General features: G+C 45.5%; 21 protein-coding genes and 2 tRNA genes. 21 read left to right on the forward strand and 2 right to left on the reverse strand.

The annotated features are described in order from the left end of the window. The 15 genes from BUB35_RS06445 to BUB35_RS06515 form a co-directional block, all read left to right on the forward strand. Window positions 1–172: transposase (locus tag BUB35_RS06445; RefSeq protein ID WP_200777573.1), on the forward strand; the 172-nt coding region annotated here is incomplete at its 5' end. 236 nt (window positions 173–408) lie between these two features. Continuing rightward, window positions 409–482 (forward strand) — tRNA-Pro (locus BUB35_RS06450). A gap of 135 nt (window positions 483–617) precedes the next feature. Then, window positions 618–691: transfer RNA gene (locus tag BUB35_RS06455), tRNA-Pro, on the forward strand. A 127-nt stretch (window positions 692–818) separates the two neighbouring features. Continuing rightward, the gene (locus BUB35_RS06460; RefSeq protein ID WP_159432866.1) at window positions 819–1,454 is read left to right on the forward strand and encodes a sigma-70 family RNA polymerase sigma factor; all 636 of its coding nucleotides are present in this window, start codon (window positions 819–821) and stop codon (window positions 1,452–1,454) included. Beyond that, on the forward strand, window positions 1,451–2,548 hold the full coding sequence (locus BUB35_RS06465; protein WP_072850228.1) for an anti-sigma factor family protein: 1,098 nt from the start codon (window positions 1,451–1,453) through the stop codon (window positions 2,546–2,548). Before BUB35_RS06460 ends, BUB35_RS06465 begins: the two co-directional genes overlap by 4 nt. A gap of 227 nt (window positions 2,549–2,775) precedes the next feature. Continuing rightward, window positions 2,776–3,894 carry an ATP phosphoribosyltransferase regulatory subunit gene (locus tag BUB35_RS06470; RefSeq protein ID WP_072850230.1) on the forward strand — a complete coding sequence of 373 codons (1,119 nt, stop codon included), beginning with the start codon at window positions 2,776–2,778 and terminating at the stop codon, window positions 3,892–3,894. Next, complete coding sequence (gene hisG / locus BUB35_RS06475; protein ID WP_191344923.1) at window positions 3,887–4,525, forward strand: ATP phosphoribosyltransferase; 639 nt, start codon at window positions 3,887–3,889, stop codon at window positions 4,523–4,525. The genes BUB35_RS06470 and hisG overlap by 8 nt, the downstream gene beginning before the upstream one ends. Window positions 4,526–4,535: 10 nt before the next feature. After that, the gene (hisD, locus tag BUB35_RS06480) at window positions 4,536–5,819 is read left to right on the forward strand and encodes a histidinol dehydrogenase (protein ID WP_072850232.1); all 1,284 of its coding nucleotides are present in this window, start codon (window positions 4,536–4,538) and stop codon (window positions 5,817–5,819) included. Further along, the gene (gene hisC / locus BUB35_RS06485) at window positions 5,816–6,889 is read left to right on the forward strand and encodes a histidinol-phosphate transaminase (RefSeq protein ID WP_072850234.1); all 1,074 of its coding nucleotides are present in this window, start codon (window positions 5,816–5,818) and stop codon (window positions 6,887–6,889) included. The genes hisD and hisC overlap by 4 nt, the downstream gene beginning before the upstream one ends. Then, entirely contained in the window at window positions 6,886–7,473 is a 588-nt protein-coding gene (gene hisB / locus BUB35_RS06490) for an imidazoleglycerol-phosphate dehydratase HisB (RefSeq protein ID WP_072850236.1), read from the forward strand. The genes hisC and hisB overlap by 4 nt, the downstream gene beginning before the upstream one ends. Continuing rightward, the gene (hisH, locus tag BUB35_RS06495) at window positions 7,473–8,090 is read left to right on the forward strand and encodes an imidazole glycerol phosphate synthase subunit HisH (RefSeq protein ID WP_072850239.1); all 618 of its coding nucleotides are present in this window, start codon (window positions 7,473–7,475) and stop codon (window positions 8,088–8,090) included. The genes hisB and hisH overlap by 1 nt, the downstream gene beginning before the upstream one ends. Window positions 8,091–8,104: 14 nt before the next feature. Next, window positions 8,105–8,830 (forward strand): 1-(5-phosphoribosyl)-5-[(5-phosphoribosylamino)methylideneamino]imidazole-4-carboxamide isomerase, encoded by a 726-nt coding sequence (gene hisA / locus BUB35_RS06500; protein ID WP_072850241.1) that lies wholly within the window; start codon window positions 8,105–8,107, stop codon window positions 8,828–8,830. Further along, window positions 8,827–9,585: an imidazole glycerol phosphate synthase subunit HisF gene (gene hisF / locus BUB35_RS06505; protein ID WP_072850243.1), complete on the forward strand. Its 759-nt coding sequence runs from the start codon at window positions 8,827–8,829 to the stop codon at window positions 9,583–9,585. Before hisA ends, hisF begins: the two co-directional genes overlap by 4 nt. 15 nt (window positions 9,586–9,600) lie before the next feature. Further along, window positions 9,601–10,251, forward strand: a complete 651-nt coding sequence (hisIE, locus tag BUB35_RS06510) for a bifunctional phosphoribosyl-AMP cyclohydrolase/phosphoribosyl-ATP diphosphatase HisIE (RefSeq protein WP_072850245.1) — start codon at window positions 9,601–9,603, stop codon at window positions 10,249–10,251. After that, window positions 10,248–11,066, forward strand: a complete 819-nt coding sequence (locus tag BUB35_RS06515; RefSeq protein ID WP_072850246.1) for a histidinol-phosphatase — start codon at window positions 10,248–10,250, stop codon at window positions 11,064–11,066. Before hisIE ends, BUB35_RS06515 begins: the two co-directional genes overlap by 4 nt. An 81-nt stretch (window positions 11,067–11,147) precedes the next feature. Here BUB35_RS06515 and nrdG read toward each other — a convergent pair whose 3' ends face one another. Beyond that, window positions 11,148–11,645, reverse strand: a complete 498-nt coding sequence (gene nrdG, locus BUB35_RS06520; RefSeq protein WP_072850248.1) for an anaerobic ribonucleoside-triphosphate reductase activating protein — start codon at window positions 11,643–11,645, stop codon at window positions 11,148–11,150. Between the two features lies 1 nt (window position 11,646). Then, window positions 11,647–13,995: an anaerobic ribonucleoside triphosphate reductase gene (locus tag BUB35_RS06525; protein ID WP_072850250.1), complete on the reverse strand. Its 2,349-nt coding sequence runs from the start codon at window positions 13,993–13,995 to the stop codon at window positions 11,647–11,649. Window positions 13,996–14,255: 260 nt separating this feature from the next. Between BUB35_RS06525 and BUB35_RS06530 the strand changes: the two genes are divergently transcribed. From BUB35_RS06530 to addA, 6 genes are all read left to right on the forward strand, one after another. Further along, window positions 14,256–14,519: a YlmC/YmxH family sporulation protein gene (locus BUB35_RS06530; RefSeq protein ID WP_072850251.1), complete on the forward strand. Its 264-nt coding sequence runs from the start codon at window positions 14,256–14,258 to the stop codon at window positions 14,517–14,519. A 91-nt stretch (window positions 14,520–14,610) separates the two neighbouring features. After that, window positions 14,611–15,078, forward strand: a complete 468-nt coding sequence (gene nrdR / locus BUB35_RS06535) for a transcriptional regulator NrdR (protein ID WP_022254579.1) — start codon at window positions 14,611–14,613, stop codon at window positions 15,076–15,078. An 18-nt stretch (window positions 15,079–15,096) separates the two neighbouring features. Continuing rightward, window positions 15,097–15,369, forward strand: coding sequence for a hypothetical protein (locus tag BUB35_RS06540; RefSeq protein WP_072850253.1), 273 nt, complete (start codon window positions 15,097–15,099; stop codon window positions 15,367–15,369). 91 nt (window positions 15,370–15,460) lie between these two features. Next, window positions 15,461–15,652 (forward strand): hypothetical protein, encoded by a 192-nt coding sequence (locus tag BUB35_RS06545; RefSeq protein WP_022254577.1) that lies wholly within the window; start codon window positions 15,461–15,463, stop codon window positions 15,650–15,652. Between the two features lie 172 nt (window positions 15,653–15,824). Then, window positions 15,825–16,403 carry a hypothetical protein gene (locus BUB35_RS06550; protein ID WP_143158949.1) on the forward strand — a complete coding sequence of 193 codons (579 nt, stop codon included), beginning with the start codon at window positions 15,825–15,827 and terminating at the stop codon, window positions 16,401–16,403. 21 nt (window positions 16,404–16,424) lie between these two features. After that, a complete protein-coding gene (gene addA, locus BUB35_RS06555) occupies window positions 16,425–20,111 on the forward strand; it encodes a helicase-exonuclease AddAB subunit AddA (RefSeq protein WP_072850257.1) in 3,687 nt (1,228 codons plus the stop codon). The last annotated feature ends 161 nt before the right edge of the window (window positions 20,112–20,272 follow it).

Here is a 20,272-nt window from a genome sequence, read left to right on the forward strand (position 1 = left end):
CAAGTATGGAAATCGACATTTTTGGTGTAGAGGATATTTTGTAGATACAGTAGGCAGATATGAAACGGCAATAAAAGAATACATCAAAAATCAGCTGGAAGATGATATTATGAATGATCAAATAAGTTTAAAGGAATTTACAGACCCGTTCACGGGTGAGCCGGTGAAATAAGGCATAAAAAGTGCCCCCGAGTAGGGGGCAGCCAGAGTTAAAAGTGTGGTTGCCAGACTATTCAATGCCACCTTTAGGGGGCTACCACAAGAGATAGACCCTTATAGGGTCTGATCAAACCACCCGTTCAACGGGTGGTTTTGATTTCCAAAACAGCTTCAAAGAAATTGTTTCCAAAAAGAAACAAAAAAAGAAGTTGACAAACGAAATGAAATATAGTAAGATAGAGAAGTCGTCGAGGCGTGGCTCAGCTTGGTAGAGCGCTACATTAGGGATGTAGAGGTCGCAAGTTCAAATCTTGTCGCCTCGATTGGACAGACCGGAAATGTCGGAAACGGCATTTTCGGTTCTTTTTTCCAAAGCAGCTTCAAAGGAAATGTTTCCCAAAAGAAACGAAAAAAGAAGTTGACAAATGAAACAAAATATAGTAAGATAAACAAGTCGTCGAGGCGTGGCTCAGCTTGGTAGAGCGCTACATTAGGGATGTAGAGGTCGCAAGTTCAAATCTTGTCGCCTCGACTTTTTTTAACTCGTTAAAACGTTGTCTGCAATGTTTTGACGAGTTTTTTTCTTTTCAAAAAAGAATTTTCACGGTACAATGGAGAAAGAATATTTTAAGGTAACAACCACGAATTGGGGTGAGTATGTGGAGAAAAAGAACGATGCCGTAGAAAGCAGCGCATTGGTATCCCGCGCGAAAAATGGGGATATGCAGGCATTTGAACAGTTGCTTTTGCAGCATGAAAAAATCGTTTTTAACATCGTGCTTCGTATGATGGGCCCTGGTGAAGATGTGAAAGATCTTTCCCAGGAAGTTTTTTTGAAGGTTTATCGAAATCTGTCAAAATTCGATGAAAAATCTGCTTTTTCCACCTGGATTTACCGCATTGCCGTCAATACATGCATTGATGAAATGCGTCGCCGAAAAGGAAAACAAACCTATTCCTTGGAGGCAGAGATCGAGGATACAGAAGGCAGCTATCAAAAACAGTTTGCCGATACAGGAGAAACACCGGAAGAAAGCCTGATGCGTAAGGAAGGGCAGAGTGAAGTCCTTCGGGCGCTGGAAACTTTGTCGCCAGAACATAAAACAGCCATTGTGCTGCGGGATATCCGTGGCTTTTCTTATGAAGAAATTGCAGAAATGACAGATACAGCGCTGGGAACCGTAAAATCACGCATTTCCCGAGCCAGAATACAATTAAAGGAAGAAATTTTAAAAATTAGGGAACGAAAATCAAATGATTTACGTCAAAAAAGCAGAAAGGAGGGAAGGACATGATGAAATGTAGCCAGTATCAGGAGAAATTCTGGGATTATTACGACGGCACACTTACTGCGGAAGAAGCGGCAGAACTGGAAAAACATCTGGAAAGCTGCCCGGAATGCGCAGCCGAAGCAAAAATGGTCAAACAAATGCTGGAAAGCCTGCATACCCTTCCCGAAGCTGCTTTGCCGGAAGGCTATCATGAAGAATTAATGGGAAAAATCGCAAAAGAAAACTTGGCGAAAGTTTCAGATGCTTCTATAGATCAGACAGAAAAACAGGAAACAGGTAAAGTAGTACCGTTCCCTCAGAAACGTCGGAAAAACTGGAAGAATTTCGGTCTGGTTGCCGCAGCAGTGGTGCTGGTGGCAGCGGCAGGCGGAATCCAGGGCATTCAGCAGCTGCGGGCACCGCAGGAAGCCATCATTCAGGAGGCAAAAAATACACCGGAGGCATCCGGTTATGGAACAGAAGAAACAATCACAGCAGACAACAGTACGGCTGACGAAACAACAGAAACATTGCAGGATGCAGTGGTGGAAGAAACTACAGGCACTGTATCCGCAGAACCCAAACAGACGACAGTTCAGCCGAAAATCTCTACGACGACACCAAAAACAACAACCACAACAGAAACGACAAAACCGGCAGACAGCGAACAGAAAGCACCTGTACAGAGTGTGCAGGAAGAAGCAGCCGCGCCAGAATCCACAACAAATCAGCCACAGGAAGAGGCAGCAGAGCAGCCTTTGGTGGGAGCATATTCCATGAATACCATGTCAGACGACGCAGCAGGCGCTGGAACAGCAGAATCCAGTCAGCCAGTTGTTGTACGTGCCAGCGATATGCAGATGCCGGAACAGGTTTCCTTGCAGGTAAATGATGTCAAGGAAGCTATGGATGGCATCCGTACCATTATCACAGAAATGGAATTGACAGAAAAAGAAGCAACAGAATCTTCCATCACAGTGACCATGAAAGAAAATCAGAAACAGACATTCTTTGATGAATTATCCGAAATCGGTACACTGCCTGAAACAGAAGTCAGCGAAAGCACAGCGGAAACAAAGATTGATGTGAAGGTTGTTTGTGTAGAAACCAAAAAATAAGCGGATCAGAAAAACCGGAACCAACAGATGTGTTGAATTCCGGTTTTTTTATTGTCTATTATTTTGTTTCAATATAGAAAGAAATGATTGTACAAAATCTTATACAATTTGTATAAATATCTGAATAAAAACTTAGCAATTTGTATATACATACCAAACTTTAATAATCTACTTGACTAAAGTGCTAAACTGGCTTAATATGAAGAAAAGCATATGGGAGGTGCCTTATGACTGATTGGGATGGATTATTGAAAAAAGAAGAACAGACGGTGTTTCGTCTGCGGGCGCTCTTTGAACAGTACGGCTATCGTAAATTCAAAATGAGCAAGTTTGAAGAATATGATTTTTATGCAGAAAACAGAAGTTTTTTAACAACGAAAAATATCATCACGTTTCAGGGGTTACAGGGGCATTTGCTTGCATTGAAACCTGACGTGACATTATCTATTGTAAAGCATACAAAGGGCAATTACGACTGCCCTGAGAGAGTATATTACAACGAAAATGTATACCGTGCCAGAAAAGACGACGGAGAATATAAAGAAATTATGCAGGTGGGACTGGAATATATTGGCGAAGTGGATGATTACGCTGTCAGTGAAGTGGTGCTGCTGGCAAAGAAAAGTTTGGACAGTATTTCCAGCCGCAGTGTGCTGAATATTTCTCACATGGGCTTTGTACAGGGATTATTGGAAGAAACAGCCCTTCCGCCTTCCCAGCAGGAGAAAATTCTGGTCTGCATTGGTGAAAAAAATGCCCATGGCATTGCACAGATTTGCAAGGAAAACGGTGTTTCTGAAGAACTTACAAGGCGTTTGCAGACATTGGCATCCCTCCATGGCAGTCTGGCAGAAATCCTGCCAAAAGCAAAAGCCCTTTGCGGCAATGAAAAAGCAGAACAAGCCATTGGAGAACTGGAACGGCTCTATGCAAACTTGAAAGCCTGCGTGTATGACCATGGCATCCATCTGGATTTCTCCATTGTCAACGATATGGATTATTACAACGGCATTATCTTCCAAGGATTTGTGGATGGTATCCCCACAGGGGTGCTTTCCGGCGGCAGATATGACAATTTGGTGCATAAATGCGGTAAGAATGCCGACGCACTGGGATTTGCAGTTTATATGGATATGCTGGAACGTTATGGGGAAGAAGAAAAGTCTTATGACGTAGATGCATTGCTGTTGTGTGACGAAAATACCGATACCATTGGAAAACTGCGGGCAGTGCAGATGCTTCAGAGCATGGGGCTTTCTGTGGCAGTGCAGAAACAGGATGACGGCAGACTGAAATACAAACAGCTATGCCGGTTGAGTGAAAGCGGGGTGGAAGTCATTGGCTGAGTATTTGAATATTGCGTTGCCCAAAGGCAGGTTGGGGGAAAAAGCCTATGATATTTTGGAAGGCATTGGCTTTGGCTGCCCCTCCATTCGGGAACAGAACCGAAAGCTGATTTTTGAAAATGAGGAAAACCATGTGCGGTATTTCTGGGTAAAGCCTTCTGACGTTGCTGTGTATGTGGAACGGGGCGCTGCTGATGTGGGTATAGTAGGCAAAGATATTTTGCTGGAACAAGGGTCTGATGTTTATGAACTGTTGGATTTGGGTATTGGCAAATGCCGTATGGCAGTGGCAGGTATCAAAGGCACAAGACTTACTACAGACAAAACCCTCCGTGTAGCAACGAAATTTCCCAATATCGCAAGGGAATATTTCCGCAGACAGAGTATGGAAATTGAAATCATCAAGCTTCATGGCTCCATCGAAATTGCACCGATTCTCCATATGTCAGATGTAATTGTGGATATTGTGGAAACGGGCACGACGCTAAAAGAAAATAATCTGGAGCCTTTGGAGGATATCGTGCCCATTAGTGCAAGGCTTATTGCCAATAAAGCCAGCTACCAGTTCAATTATGAACGGGTACGGAAAATGTGTGAAAAAATAGAAGAACTTCGAGAGAAAGCAAAATGAGGTGGTACAAATGATTAAACAGTATCGTTATGCAGAAATATCTATTGACGATATTTTTCATAGAACAGAAGAAAAAACAGATGTGGCAGATGCGGTAGCGGAAATTTTGGCAGATGTAAGAAAAAATGGCGATGAAGCCCTTCGGCGTTATTGTGAACGCTTTGACGGTGCGAAACTGGATGTGTTGGAAGTGTCCGCAGAAGAACGAGCGGCTGCAATGGAAGCAGTAGACCCAGAACTCATTGCCATTTTGAAAGAAGCGGCAGCAAACATTCGTGCTTTCCATGAAAAACAGAAACGGACAGACTTTGTGATCACGGAAAAAGACGGCGTAGTGCTGGGACAGAAAATCATTCCCTTGGACAGAGCTGGTATTTACGTACCTGGCGGTACAGCATGCTACCCGTCTACGGTTTTGATGGACACCATTCCGGCAAAAATTGCAGGTGTAAGAGAAATCATCATGACCACTCCAGCTAAAGGCGGTAAAATCAACCCGGTTATTTTAGTTGCAGCAGAAATTGCTGGCGTAGACCGTATCTTTAAAATCGGCGGCGCACAGGCTGTTGGTGCATTGGCTTATGGTACAGAAAGTGTGCCTCGTGTGGATAAGATTGTAGGACCTGGCAATGCCTTTGTGGCAGAAGCCAAAAAACAGGTTTTTGGTCGGGTTTCCATTGATATGATTGCAGGTCCCAGCGAAATCCTGATTCTGGGGGATGATACCTGTGATGCGGAGATTGTTGCGGCGGATATGCTTTCTCAGGCAGAACATGACACCATGGCAAGCGCTGTACTGGTAACAGACAGTACAAGATTGGCAGATGCCGTTTCTGCGGAACTGGAACGGCAGATTCCTCTGCTCCCTCGGGCAGAAATTGCCAGAGCATCCATTGATAATTGCAGCAAAATCATTTTGGCAGAATCCATGACACAGGCGGTGGATATTGCAAATGAAATTGCACCGGAACATCTGGAAGTTTGTATAGACAATCCTTTTGCGTATCTGGCACAGATTCGCCATGCTGGTTCTATTTTCCTTGGGAAACACGCACCGGAAGCCTTGGGGGACTATTTTGCAGGACCAAACCACACCCTGCCTACCAGCGGTACAGCTCGCTTTTCTTCCCCTTTGTCCGTAGATGATTTTATCAAGAAATCCTCTTTTACATACTATACCCAACAGGCTCTGGAACAGGTGGGCGAAAAGATTGTGCGTTTTGCAGAAGAAGAGGGTTTGCAGGCACACGGAAAATCTGTTTCGGTACGCCTGGAAAAAGGAGGAACGTTATGAGCAGATTTTTAAGCGCCCGTTTTGCGGGACTGGAAGCATATACCCCTGGGGAACAGCCCCAAGATATGCAGTATGTAAAACTGAATACAAATGAATCTCCGTATCCTCCTTCACCGGAAGTGTTTGCAAGGATAAATGGGGATGAGATTGGAAAATTACAGCTGTATCCAGACCCGGAAGGAAAAATTCTGCGGCAGAAACTGGCTGACCTTTACGGAGTTATGGCGGAGAATATTTTCCTTTCCAATGGCTCTGATGATATTTTGAATTTTGCCTTCATGGCATTCTGTGATGAAACCCATGGAGCTATGTTCCCGGAGATTAGCTATGGTTTTTATTCTGTCTATGCTGACCTCTATGGGGTGCAGGCAAAACAGGTGCCCTTACAGGCGGATTTTACCATCTCTGCGGCGGATTACTGTAAGAATGAGGCAATGGTAGTCATTGCCAATCCAAACGCGCCTACGGGGCTGGAATTGCCTCAGAATGACATCGAAAAAATCATCCAGTCCAATCCCAACCATGTGGTGATCATTGATGAGGCATATATTGATTTTGGTGGTACCAGCTGTGTGGATTTGATTCATAAATACGATAATTTGCTGGTGGTGCAGACCTTTTCCAAATCCCGCTCCATGGCTGGGGCAAGATTGGGCTTTGCCATCGCTTCCAAAGGCATCATTGAGGACTTGAATAAAATCAAATACTCCACAAACCCCTATAACATCAACCGCATTACATTGGCAGCAGGGGAAGCAGCTGTGGACAGCAATGATTACTATATGGAAAACTGCAAGAAAATTGCCGCAACCAGAGAAAGAACCACAAAAGAACTGCGGGAAATCGGCTTTATGGTGCTGGACTCTGTGGCAAACTTTATTTTTGCTAAGTCCGATGCCATAAGTGGTGCGGATTTGTATGCTGGCTTGAAGAAAAAAGGTGTATTGGTACGGTATTTCGGCAAAGAAAAAATCAAAGACTTTGTGCGCATCACCATCGGTACCGATGAACAGATGGATGTTTTATTGGAAAAAACAAAAGAACTGCTGGCGGAAGGAGGTAAAGCATGAGAAGAAGTGAAATCGAACGGAAAACAGCGGAAACGAACATTTCTCTTGCCCTGAATCTGGATGGCACAGGCAAAAGTAACATAGATACCGGATGTGGCTTTCTCAATCACATGCTGACCCTCTTTGCCAGACATGGTCGCTTTGATTTGGATGTGACTTGCCACGGGGATGTGGATGTAGACGACCATCATTCCGTAGAGGATATCGGCATTTGTCTGGGTATGGCTTTTGCGGAAGCCTTGGGCAATGGTGCAGGCATCCGCCGTTATGGACATATCATCCTGCCTATGGATGAAACATTGATTTTGTGTGCCGTAGACCTTTCCGGTCGTGCCCATCTGGAATATGGGCTGGAAATCCCTACAGAAAAAGTGGGTACCTTCGACACGGAACTGACAGAGGAATTTCTCATTGCTTTTGTACGGAAGGCAAACATGACGCTCCATGTGAAACAGATTTCTGGCAGAAACAGCCATCACATCATCGAAGGCACATTCAAAGCCCTTGCCAGAACGCTGGCACAGGCAGTTTCCATTGACGAAAAATATCGGGATGAAATCCCGTCAACAAAAGGGGTGCTGTAATGGTAGGAATCATTGATTATGGCGTAGGGAATCTCTTTTCCCTGAAAAGCTCATTGGCATATATCGGAGAAGAAGCAGTGGTGACAAATGACCCTGCTGTATTGCAGAAATGCGACCACATTATCCTGCCGGGCGTTGGCGCTTTCGGGGACGCGGCGGAAAAACTGCGTCAAAGCGGCATGGCGGAAGTGGTGCTGAAAGAAGCGGCGGCAGGCAAGCCTTTGCTGGGCATTTGTCTGGGGATGCAGCTGCTTTTTGAAAAAAGTTATGAATATGGCGAATATGCAGGTCTGGAGCTCATTCCTGGTGTAGTGCGTCCTATCGCGCCTATGATTAGCGAAGGGCTGAAAGTGCCGCACATCGGCTGGAATGGACTGCATTTTCCAAAAGAGAAAGAAAAATCCCCTATTTTTGCGGACTTGGCAGAAAATGACTGTGTGTACTTCGTACATTCCTTTGCAGCTGTTGACTGCGCGGATTTTGTGACAGCTACAGCGGAATATGGCGCAGAACTGACAGCGGCAGTGGCAAGAGGAAATGTATATGGCTGTCAGTTCCATCCGGAAAAAAGCGGAGAAGTGGGACTGAAGATACTGAAAGCATTTTGTAACCTGTGAGAGGAGGAAGGCACATGTTTATTTTTCCTGCCATTGATCTGATCGAAGGCTGTGCGGTGCGTTTGGTACGTGGGGACTATGCCAAGAAAACCGTTTACAGCGATAATCCTGCGGCAGTGGCACAGTCCTTTGCCAAAGCAGGTGCCCAGTTTTTACATCTGGTGGATTTGGAAGGCGCAAAAGATGGCACCACGCCCAATCTGGAAACCATTCGGGATATTGTGGCAAAAAGCGGCTTGAAAACAGAAGTGGGCGGCGGCATCCGCTCTGAAGAAACCATTCGGAAATATCTGGATGCGGGCGTATACCGTGTGATTTTAGGTACAGCGGCTATCACGCAGCCGGATTTTCTGGAAAATATGGTGGCAAAATACGGTGAAAAAATTGCCGTTGGTGTAGACATCAAAGATGGTATGGTTGCCATCAAAGGCTGGACAGAAGTTTCTGCTTTGACCTGTGACGCTTTTTGTGAGAAACTGGAAAAGATGGGCGTGAAAACCATCATTTGCACAGATATTTCTAAAGACGGGCTTCTTTCCGGCACCAATCTGGAATTGTACCGTCACTTAGGCGAAACATACCACATGGATATTGTGGCATCCGGCGGCGTTTCTTCTTTGGAAGATGTAGCGGCTCTGGAAAAAATGGGGCTGTACGGCGCTATTTTGGGCAAAGCCTTGTATACAGGGCATATTGATTTGGCAGAAGCCGTAAAACTGGCAAAGGGGGAAGGCAAATGATTACAAAACGCATCATTCCCTGTCTGGATGTAAAGGACGGACGGGTAGTCAAAGGCATCAATTTTCAAGGGCTGAATGACGTTTCTTCTCCCATTGAACTGGGGAAATATTATAGCGACAACGGCGCCGATGAACTGGTGTTTTATGATATCACAGCGTCAGCGGAAGGACGTGCCCTTTTTACAGATATTCTGAAAAAAGTAGCAGAAACCATTTTCATTCCCCTGACTGTAGGCGGCGGCATCAATACGCTGGAGGATTTTGACCGCGTACTGAAATGCGGTGCCGATAAAGTCAGTGTCAATTCTGGTGCCATCAAAAATCCTGACCTCATCGCACAAGCGGCACAGAAATACGGTGACCAGTGTGTTGTCCTTTCTGTGGATGTGAAACGGGTAGATGGTAAATTTACGGTCTTTGCCAAAGGCGGACGGGAAAACACAGGCATGGATGCCATCGAATGGATCAAAAAATGTGTGGCATTGGGCGCTGGGGAAGTGGTGGTCAACAGCATTGACACTGATGGCGTGAAAAAAGGCTTTGACTTGGAAATGCTGGAAGCAGTATGTGATGCCGTTTCCGTTCCTGTCATCGCGTCCGGCGGCGCAGGGTCTATGGAGGATTTTGTGACACTGTTCAAAGAACTGCCCAAAGTGGATGCAGGTCTGGCGGCATCTATTTTCCATTTTAGCGAAGTGAATATCAAGGAATTGAAAGAACGTCTGGCGAAAGAAAACATTCCCATGCGGTTATAAAAGGAGATTGGACGTATGTTTGATTTGAATACATTGAAGTTTGACGAAAAAGGGCTGATTCCTGCTGTTGTGGTGGATGTCCTCAGCAAAAAAGTTCTGACAGTGGCTTATATGAATCGGGAAAGTCTGGAAATCAGCATGAAAGAAGGCAAAACCTGCTTCTGGTCCCGTTCCCGTCAGGAATTGTGGCGGAAAGGAGAAACTTCCGGCAATTATCAGCATATTGTTAGCATCACTGCCGACTGTGACAGAGATGCCCTGACAGTGGAAGTGCTGAAGGACGGTCCTGCCTGTCATTTGGGTACAGAATCCTGTTTCAATGAAACAGTGTACCAGAGTGAAGAAAACCATGGTTTTTCCATTGATGGGCTCATGGAATTGCTGGAAGGCAGAAAAGCCGATAAACCTGAAGGTTCTTACACCACATATCTTTTCGAAAAAGGTTTGGATAAGATTTTGAAAAAAGTAGGGGAAGAATCCACAGAAGTCATCATTGCCGCAAAGGCAGAAGATAAAAAAGAAACCATTTACGAAATTGCGGATCTGGCGTATCATGTACTTGTATTGATGGTGGAAGCTGGCATCTCTCTGGAAGATGTGCGGAAAGAACTGGCTTCCCGTCATATCATCGACCATAAAGTGAAACAGGAGAAGATGACAAAATGATACCAAAAGCCAATTATCATACCCATACAAAATATTGTGACGGTAAAAATACGGTGGCGGAAATGACAAAAGCCGCTTTTGACAAAGGATTTACCCATTTGGGATTCTCCGGTCATGGTTATACGGATTTCGACGAAAGCTACTGCATGTCCAGAGAAAATATCCAGAATTATCTGCGGGATATTGCGGCAGTAAAAGCGGAATATGCCGGAAAAATGGAAGTTTATGCCGGTGTAGAACAGGATTGTTTTTCCACAGAACCGACAGATATTTATGACTATGTCATTGGTTCTACTCATTATGTATACAAAGATGGGCTGTACCACACTGTAGACGAGTCCGAAGAAAAAACAAACACCATTGTGCGGGAGTTTTTCGGTGGGGATTTTCTGAAATATGCCGCTGCTTACTTTGAAGCAGAAGCACAAGTGGTAGCGAAAACAAAACCGGATATCATCGGGCATTTCGATTTGATTTCCAAGTTCAATGAAGGAAACAAGTATTTTGATATGGACGAAAAGACCTATCGTTTTCTGGCATTGGAAGCCATGGAGGAATTGCTGCGGACAGGAGTGCCTTTCGAAATCAACACAGGCGCCATGTATCGAGGACTTCGGACAGAACCATATCCCTCCTATGGACTTCTGAAAGAATTGCAGAAACGGGGCGGGGAGATTGTTCTCTCCAGCGATAGCCACGACTGTAATTCCATTGGTTTTGCCTTTGGAGAGGTGGCACAGGCTTGTCGGGAATTTGGTTTCCGTTATACAAAAATCTGGACACCGGAAGGCATGAAGGAAATCCCTTTGGATTGACAAAATAGAAAAGCACAAAATTTCTTTTGTAAGAGATTTTGTGCTTTTTTTGTTTCTATATGAATTTTATGGTGAGTTGACTTAGTTATCCCAAAGGATGATTTCGCCTGTTTCCAGTGATTTTTTTACGTCGATAGTACGCTGGTTTTTGCTGCCCTTGAACCGCAGTTCCAAAGAACGCTGATCCATAAGAAAAGGTCCATCTACCAGAACATCGGTGCTTTTCAGCAGCATCATTCGTTCAGGATTGTTTTCTTCCAGCAGGGCTTCCCATGTGTAGCCGGTGTAAGTCCAGACGTTCAGTCCCATTTTATGTGCGCCTTCTGCAAGAGCAGTGCAGGGAGCAGGCTGTTCCATGGGATCGCCGCCGGAAAGGGTAATGCCGTCCAGCAGAGGATTTTCCACTGCTACGTTCAGAATATCTTCTGTATCAGACCAGAAACCGCCTTCGGGGTCATGGGTCTGAGGGTTATGACAGCCCGGACAGTTGTGATGGCAGCCTTGTGTAAATACCGTTAAGCGAAAGCCTGCGCCGTCAACGATGGAATCGTTGACAACGCCGCTGATTTTGATTCTCATATCAATCTTCCTTTGGTGTCAGTTTTACTTCAGTCACAACGGAGTGTTTCACTCTGTCCCGTACTTCCGCACGTTTTGCGTTATTGAAACGATCCAGTGTACCTACCAGATAACCGGTGATACGGCGGATTCTCTGGAAGCCTACTTCGCCTTCATTTTCTTTTCTGCCGCATTTGGGGCAAGTATCACCGATGATGCCGTTGTAGCCACAGATAGGGTCGCGGTCAACGGGATGGTTGATGGAGCCGTAACCGATGCCCTGAGCCTTCATGTAACGGATGATTTTTTCGAAGGCATCCAGGTTTGTAGACGGATCACCATCCAGTTCCACATAAGTGATATGACCTGCATTTGTCAGTGCGTGATAAGGTGCTTCCAACTGGATTTTCTTATAAGCGCTGATAGGGTAGTATACAGGAATGTGGAAGCTGTTTGTATAGTATTCCCGATCAGTCACGCCTTCGATGGAACCGAAACGTTTCCGGTCGATTTCTACAAATCTGCCGGACAGACCTTCCGCAGGTGTTGCCAGCAGGGTGAAGTTCAGTTTTGTTTCCTGAGACAGTGCATCCAGACGGTTGCGCATGTGGCTGATGATGTCCAGACCCAAGTTTTGTGCCACTTCGCTTTCGCCGTGGTGTACACCAATGAGGGCTTTCAGGGCTTCTGCCAGACCGATAAAACCAACGGAAAGAGTACCATTTTTCAGCACTTCACGTACTTCGTCATTGCAGCCCAGTTTATCGCTGTCAATCCAGATACCTTCGCCCATGAGGAAAGGATAGTTGTGTACTTTTTTCTTTGCCTGGATTTCAAAACGTTCCAGCAGCTGTTCCACAACCAGATCCATTTTGCGATCCAGTTCGTTGAAGAACCAGTCAATGTTCTTGTTTGCCATAATGGCAATTCTGGGCAGATTGATGCTGGTGAAGCTCAGGTTGCCTCTGCCCGGAGTGATTTCTTTTTCAGGGTCATGGACATTTGCCATAACACGTGTGCGGCAGCCCATGTATGCGATTTCTGTTTCGGGATGACCTTCTTTGTAGTATTTCAGGTTGAAAGGCGCATCCTGGAAAGAGAAGTTGGGAAACAGACGCTTTGCGCTGACACGGCATGCCAGTTTGAACAGGTCGTAGTTGGGTTCGCCGGGATTGAAGTTGACGCCTTCTTTCACACGGAAAATCTGAATAGGGAAGATGGCTGTTTCCCCGTCACCAAGACCTGCTTCTGTTACCAGCAGCATGTTTTTCATAACCATTCTGGCTTCTGTGGAAGTATCCATACCATAGTTGATGGAGGAGAAGGGTGTCTGTGCGCCGGCACGGCTGTGCATAGTGTTCAGGTTGTGCAGCAGAGCTTCCATTGCCTGATATGTTTCTTTGTCTGTTTCTTCTGTGGATTTTTTTACAGTGAAAGTATGTGCTTTCTGATAGATTTCTGTAGGGATGCCGATTTCTTCTGCCAGTTTGGCTTCTTCTGCATCATATGCTTCGTTTTTGTCCAGTGTAGGCACCAGACCCATATCTTCCAGTTTGGCAAAAGCTTCTTTCATTGCCTTTGCATGTTCTTCGCTGTCCATGACTTCGATGAGGGAAGCCAGATTGGAACGATAGCGTTTTTTGTATGTCTTTGCAACGCCGGGAGCCATGCTGTAGTCGAAGTTTGGTACAGACTGACCGCCGTGCTGGTCGTTCTGGTTAGACTGGATAGCGATACATGCCAGAGAAGCATAGCTTGCAATGCTGTTAGGTTCTCTCAGTACACCATGACCTGTGGAAAAACCGCCTTCAAACAGTTTCAGCAGGTCGATCTGACAACATGTAGTGGTCAGGGTATAGAAATCCAAGTCGTGAATGTGAATGTCACCATTGCGGTGTGCTTCAGAGTGCTTGGGGTTCAGCACATAAGATTCGTAGAAATGTTTTGCCCCTTCAGAGCCGTATTTCAGCATGGAACCCATGGCTGTATTGCCGTCGATATTGGCATTTTCACGCTTGATATCACTGTCTGTTGCATCTTTGTATGTGATGTCCTCGAATGTTTTCATCAGACGGTCATTCATGTTACGGATACGGGTACGTTCCGCACGATACAAGATATAGGCTTTTGCAGTCTGCACAAAGCCATGGTCAATGAGTACCCGTTCCACTCTGTCCTGAATTTGTTCTACAGAAGGGGAGTCCATATTTTCATTTTCAAAATAATCAGATACTTCCTGAGCCATTTCCAGACAAGTTGCATAGCTTTTGGCACCGCTGGTTGCCTGAAAGGCTTTTTCGATGGCATTGGCGATTTTATTGATGTCAAAATAAGCCACACGTCCATCTCGTTTCGTAATCGTTGTAATCATGTCAATCCCTCTTTCTGCCTCATTCCACCTGATCGGTTGTAAGTTTTTTTCGTCCGCACAGAGCGCCATGATTGAAACCATGGGCTTTTCGAATTCATAGAAATACAATATATTGATTTTTGTGCGGTGATATCGTGCATATATTGTATTACGATTTCTATAGAGCGTCAAGGGGCAAAAGTCACACTTTTGTAATTTTGTGCAAGTATTTTTGTAAGGAAGGCATAAAGTAAAATAAGAACAAAAAGGAGGAAAAGTCAATGGAAAAATTCTCCGATTTGCAGGAAAAAGAAGTCATCAACATTTGTGATGGCAGACGGTTGGGCTTTGTGGGAGACTTGGAATTGGATATTCCTTCCGGGAAGATACGCACATTGATTATTCCCATGGAAGGCTGTCGATGGAACCCCTTTGGCAGAGGCAGAGCCTATTATATCCCTTGGCGATGTATCCGTCGTATCGGGGACGATATCATACTGGTGGAAGTGGATGCGGACAGCATGGAACGGGATGAGACCCTATAGGACAGAAACTGCCCTTTGTGCTTGACCTGCGGGCATTTCTGCTTTATACTAAAAACCAAAGAAATTGAGAAACACAGGAGGAGGATTGGGCATGAAATGTCCTTTTTGTAATTTTGCGGATACGAAGGTAATTGATTCCCGGGCGCAGGACGATAATTCCGTGATTCGCCGCCGCAGAGTCTGCGAAAAATGCGGCAAGCGTTTTACCACATATGAAAGGGTGGATATGATCCCCATTACCGTCATCAAACGTGATGGCACCAGAGAAATTTTTGATAAGGCAAAACTTCAGAACGGGATCATGAAATCCTGCAACAAACGCCCTGTCACCGCCCAGCAGATTCAGAAGCTGGTGGATGATATTGAAAATACACTGGCAGGCAGCGGCGAAAGAGAAGTGGAAAGCAAACAGCTGGGGAATATGGTCATTGAACGGCTGAAAGACTTGGACGAAGTGGCTTATGTACGCTTCGCATCCGTATACCGTCAGTTTAAGGACATCAACAGTTTTATTGACGAACTGGAAAAAATGCTCCATGAAAAGAACGGCAATTCCTGAGAAAAGAGGCGGCACAATATGGAACAGAAAGTAAAAGCAGTTTTTGCTGCCCATCCTGATGGACAGGAAACAGCGGCACGCATTGCCAGAGCGTATCTGGCGGCAGGGATGGAAGTGCTGGAAAGCCAGCTGGAAGGTCTGGAGGAAAATCAGGCACTGGCAGTGGAAAAAGGCATGAGCCATTTGCTGTACTTCCATGATGCGGAACACATTACTATGGTGAGTCTCATGGATGAAATGGGTGGTTTTACTGTGGACATTCTGGTTTCCGATCTGCAGCTTCCCCGATAAAAAATTTTAAGTAGACAGGCAAGAAAGCAAAAAATACCTCATAAGATTAAATTGTAAGTCGATACAATTTACTTAAGGAGGTATTTTTATTATGTGTGGATTTGGTGGTTGCGGTAATGACAGTTTCATTTGGGTAATTCTGCTGTTGTGCCTGTGCGGCAATAACAACAACAGCAACTGCGGCTGTGGCAATGACAATTCCTGGCTGTGGATTCTGATCCTGCTGTGCTGCTGCGGCAACAATAACTGCGGCGGTCAGCTGAACAACTGCGGTAACTGCTGATACCCTCAGGGATCAGACAGTGCAAAAAGCGGGCGGCGGTGCACAGCCGCCTGTTCTCTCAAAAAGAGTGTTTCCTATGCGAAAACACTCTTTTTTTGTTGTCATTTGCGGTGAAAATTCCCCATGGACAGGTCTGCTTTCTTTTACAATAGAAAAAGAAGGAGGAATTTTCATGCAGTTACATATCAGACAGAAACAGGACCCTGTTACCCTTTATCTGGAAAGGCAGAAAGAAAGCTATCTTTCCCGGGCAGCACAGGAAACACCTTTTTATGAAGCATATTACATGCAGTGTATTGAAAGTACCGTAGCCGATGGCTATGAGATGTTTTTGCTGGATTTCAGCCGGGAGAATTATTTCAGAGCCAATGTGGAACGACTGGATTTGGAAAGCGGAAAGCGGTTTTTTAAGCTGGCTGGCATCCATCATACCATTCGTGTGGTGCGCCGCAGGAAAAAACAATTGGATTGGGAGGAAATGTCCGCGTCAATGGCAAGGGTCTATGAACTGGACGAAAAAGAAAGACAGATGGCAGATATCCTATACCGTTGCGCCAGTTTGTATCAAAGTGGCTTTGCAGATTTATTTGCCCGCACCACGGCGAGGTATTTGTTTCACACCTTAGAGATGACCCCTCAGACGTTGGCGTTTTTGCTGAACTTCTGGTATAATTCTTACAGTAGCTTTATGGCGTCTTTTGTGGGGTATGTGCCTTTTCATATCCGGCTGCAAAAGGCGTCTGGTTCGTAAGAAAAGATGAGGTGAAACAGCGTGGGAGCAAAGTGGACAACACAGCAGAAAGAAGCCATTGATGCCAGAGGAAGCGATATCCTTGTTTCTGCGGCGGCAGGCAGCGGCAAAACAGCCGTATTGGTAGAGCGTATCATTCAGCGGATTACAGCAGAAGAAGACCCGCTGGATATTGACCGTTTGCTGGTGGTGACGTTTACAAAAGCGGCAGCGGCAGAAATGAGCCAGCGAATCGGTGCTGCCATTACAAAAAAACTGGAAGAAAAGCCCGATGATGTCCATTTGCAGAACCAGCTCACCTATTTGAGTCGGGCAGACATCAAAACCATTCACGCTTTTTGTCTGCAAGTTATTCGGGAGTATTATGACAGACTGGATATTGACCCGGCAGTGAAAACGGCAGACCCAGCGGAAATCGCTTTGCTGCAAAAAGATGTGCTGGGAGAATTGTTTGAAACCCTTTATGAAGCAGAGGATGAAGGTTTTCTTCGTTTGCTGGAAACCTATGGAGAAAATACAGGGGATCAGCGGCTGAAAGATTTGATTTTGCAGGTTTATAAATTCTCTCAGGGGTATCCTGACCCAGAAAATCTTCTGCGGAAGATGGCAGAGCAGTTTTATATGGCTGATGGCGATACCATTGACCAGTGCGCATGGATGCCCCTCATTGGGGAAGGTATTACCAATGGGGTGGAATATGCCTTTTATACCCTTCAAAAGGCTTATGACCGCATCTGTGGAAATGGGGAATTTACTGCTTATGGAGAACGCTTAGAGGCGGAATTGGAAGGCGTAAAAGCCCTGCGGCAGGCATTGGAACATCCCAGCTACGCGGATTGGCACCAAGCCTATGTTGCCGTTGATTTTGCACGCATGCCTGCTTATCGTGGTCAGGAGAAAGATACAGCGGAATGGGTGAAAAACCTGCGAAACGAAGCCAAGGCGTCTATCGGCAAGCTGGGAGAAACTTATTTCTGCTATGGAGCAGAAACCCAAACAAAACTCATTTCCTCTCTGTATCCCATTGCCAAAGCCTTATCGGAAACAGTCATTCGTTTTGCGGAAGCCTTTGCACAGGCGAAAAAAGAAAAACTCTGGTTGGATTTCAATGACTACGAACATTTTGCCCTGCAAATCCTCACGGAACCCGGCAGTACCAAAGACAATATCATTCCTACAGACGCCGCAAAACAGATGCAGCAAAAGTATGATGAGATTATGATTGACGAGTATCAGGACAGCAATGTGGTGCAGGAAATGCTGCTGACAGCAGTATCCGGCGCTTATGACGGCAATAACAACCGCTTTATGGTAGGGGATGTGAAGCAGAGCATTTATCGTTTCCGCCTTGCTATGCCTCAGCTGTTCAATGAGAAATACCGCACGTATCCTGTGGAAAAAGGCGGCAAAACCCGAAAAATCATTCTTTCCAAAAACTTCCGCAGCCGGAAAAATGTGCTGGATGGCATTAACTTCATTTTCCGCCAGACCATGTCGGAAGCTTTTGGGGATGTGGATTATAATGACGAAGCGGCATTGTATGCCGGAGCGGATTTCCCTGACTTTGATGGGCTTTGCGGTGGCGAAAATGAAATGATGCTGCTGGATTTGTCCTCGGAAGAGACAGAAGAGCAGCTGACAGATTTGGAAGAACTGGATAAACGGCAAATGGAAGCTACCATGATTGCTGGAAAGATCAGAGAAATGATGAAAGCTGGCTATCAGGTTTATGACCGTGGGCTGGAAAGCTATCGCCCTATGGAATATCGGGATGTGGCAGTTCTGGTGCGGAGTATCCGCAGTTGGGGCACGACGCTGGATGATATTTTCGGCAAAGAAGGCATTCCGTATTATGCAGAAACAGCAGAAGGATACTTCGATGTGCCAGAAATTGATACAGTTTTGAATTTTCTGCGCCTCATTGACAATCCCTATCAGGATATTCCCTTGCTTTCTGTACTCCATTCGCCCCTTTATGGCATCAGTGCCGATGCTTTGACGGAAATCCGTCTTTTTGGCGGCGATGGTCTGTTTTATGAATGTGTCCTGCGGTATCTGGCGGAGGGGGCGGAAGAGGAAATTCTGGAAAAACTGGAACGCTTCCAAGCAGACTTGCAGGATTGGCGGGAAATGGCAAAAGAATTGTCCCTTTGTGAATTGCTGCGGTATCTCTATCAGCAAACAGGATATTATGATTATGCGGGTATGACCCCCGGTGGCAGTCTGCGACAGGCAAACCTGCGGCTGTTGCTGGAAAAAGCAGAAACTTATGAAAATAACAGCGGAAAAGGGCTGTTCCATTTCATTCGATTTGTGGAGGATATGAAGACGGCAGAAACAGAATCCTCCGCCGCAAAACTCCAAAGTGAAGCGGATGATCTGGTGCGTGTCATGACCATACATAAAAGTAAGGGGCTGGAATTTCCTGTGGTCTTTGTGGCAGACCTTGGGAAACAGTTCAACGAAGCTGATACCCGTGCCGCTGTCATCACCCATCAGGAATGGGGATATGGCATGGATTATATGGATTTGGACCATCGGGCTTCTTATCGGACGTTGTCCAAAACTGCTTTGGCAGAAGCCATCAAGTTGGAAAATCTGTCAGAGGAAATGCGTGTATTATATGTAGCGTTGACCAGAGCAAAGGAAAAACTGATTTTGACAGGAACGGTGCGTAATCTGCAAAGATCTGTGGAAAAATGGGCAGAAACAGCAGATTCTGTGGAAGAATTGCTGCCTGTATTCCGTCTGCGCCGAGGAAGAAGCTATCTGGATTGGATTATGCCGGCACTTCTGCGACATCCCCAGGTAAGGGTATTGCCGGAGCCTTGGGAACCAACAGATCGGGGAGAGGCACGACAATTTTTGGATGAGCCTTCCAAATGGAAATTCACCTTTTTGGAAAAAGGCGATATCTACGGAGCAGAGCAGGAAAAACAGGAACTGGCAGAAGAACAGCAGAATGTCTTTGAAAATTGGGATACAAAACCGGATTACAGCGGCAGAAAAGAGGAGATTTTCCGTATCCTGTCATGGAAATATGATCACGAAACAGCAACCATGCTGCCTACAAAAGTTTCCATTTCTGAAATCAAACGGCGGTATCAGGCGGAAATTTCTGGCGAAGAAGCACAGGTGCCGCAGGAATTGCAGATTCCCCAGTTTGGGCAGAAAAAAGAAGGGCTGACAGCGGCAGAAATCGGTACAGCCATGCATACGGTCATGGAAGCGGCAGACCTGCGGAAAGCTTATGATGCCGATGCTTTGGAAGAACTGTTGACAGAGCTGCAGCAGCAGGGCAGACTGACAGAAGAAGAAAAAGCAGCTATTCGCAGAAAAGAACTTCTGACTTTCTTTTCTTCTGATTTGGCAAAACGGATGCAGAAGGCGGATGAAATTCATAAAGAACAGCCTTTTGCTATGCTTGTGGAGCCAAAAGAAGTTTTTCTGGATGATATTTATCAGAATATGGAGGAATTTATCCAGATTAATGGTATTATCGACTGTTATTTCGTGGAAGAAAATGCAGTTGTGCTGATGGACTATAAAAGCGACCGACTTTGGCAGGAAGATGCTTTCCGTGAGAAATATAAAATCCAGCTGCGGCTTTATAAAGAAGCGTTGGAGCGTGTAACGGATTTGCCCGTGAAGGCATGTTATATCTACGCTTTTGCACCGGGAAAAATGATTCCTATGAATTTTGATTAAAATATAAAAACCGGAAATACCTGAATGAATCAGGTGTTTCCGGTTTTTTTGTGAGAGATAGCGGACAGCTTCCTGTGGGGAAAGGGCATAAGCCCTATGGAAAGGAGACTGTCCTTTTATATTTCGTGCGAGTTGAGGTGGAAATTTATCTATCTCTTATA

The sequence above is a fragment of the Anaerotignum lactatifermentans DSM 14214 genome (assembly GCF_900142265.1).
Taxonomy (GTDB): domain Bacteria; phylum Bacillota; class Clostridia; order Lachnospirales; family Anaerotignaceae; genus Anaerotignum; species Anaerotignum lactatifermentans.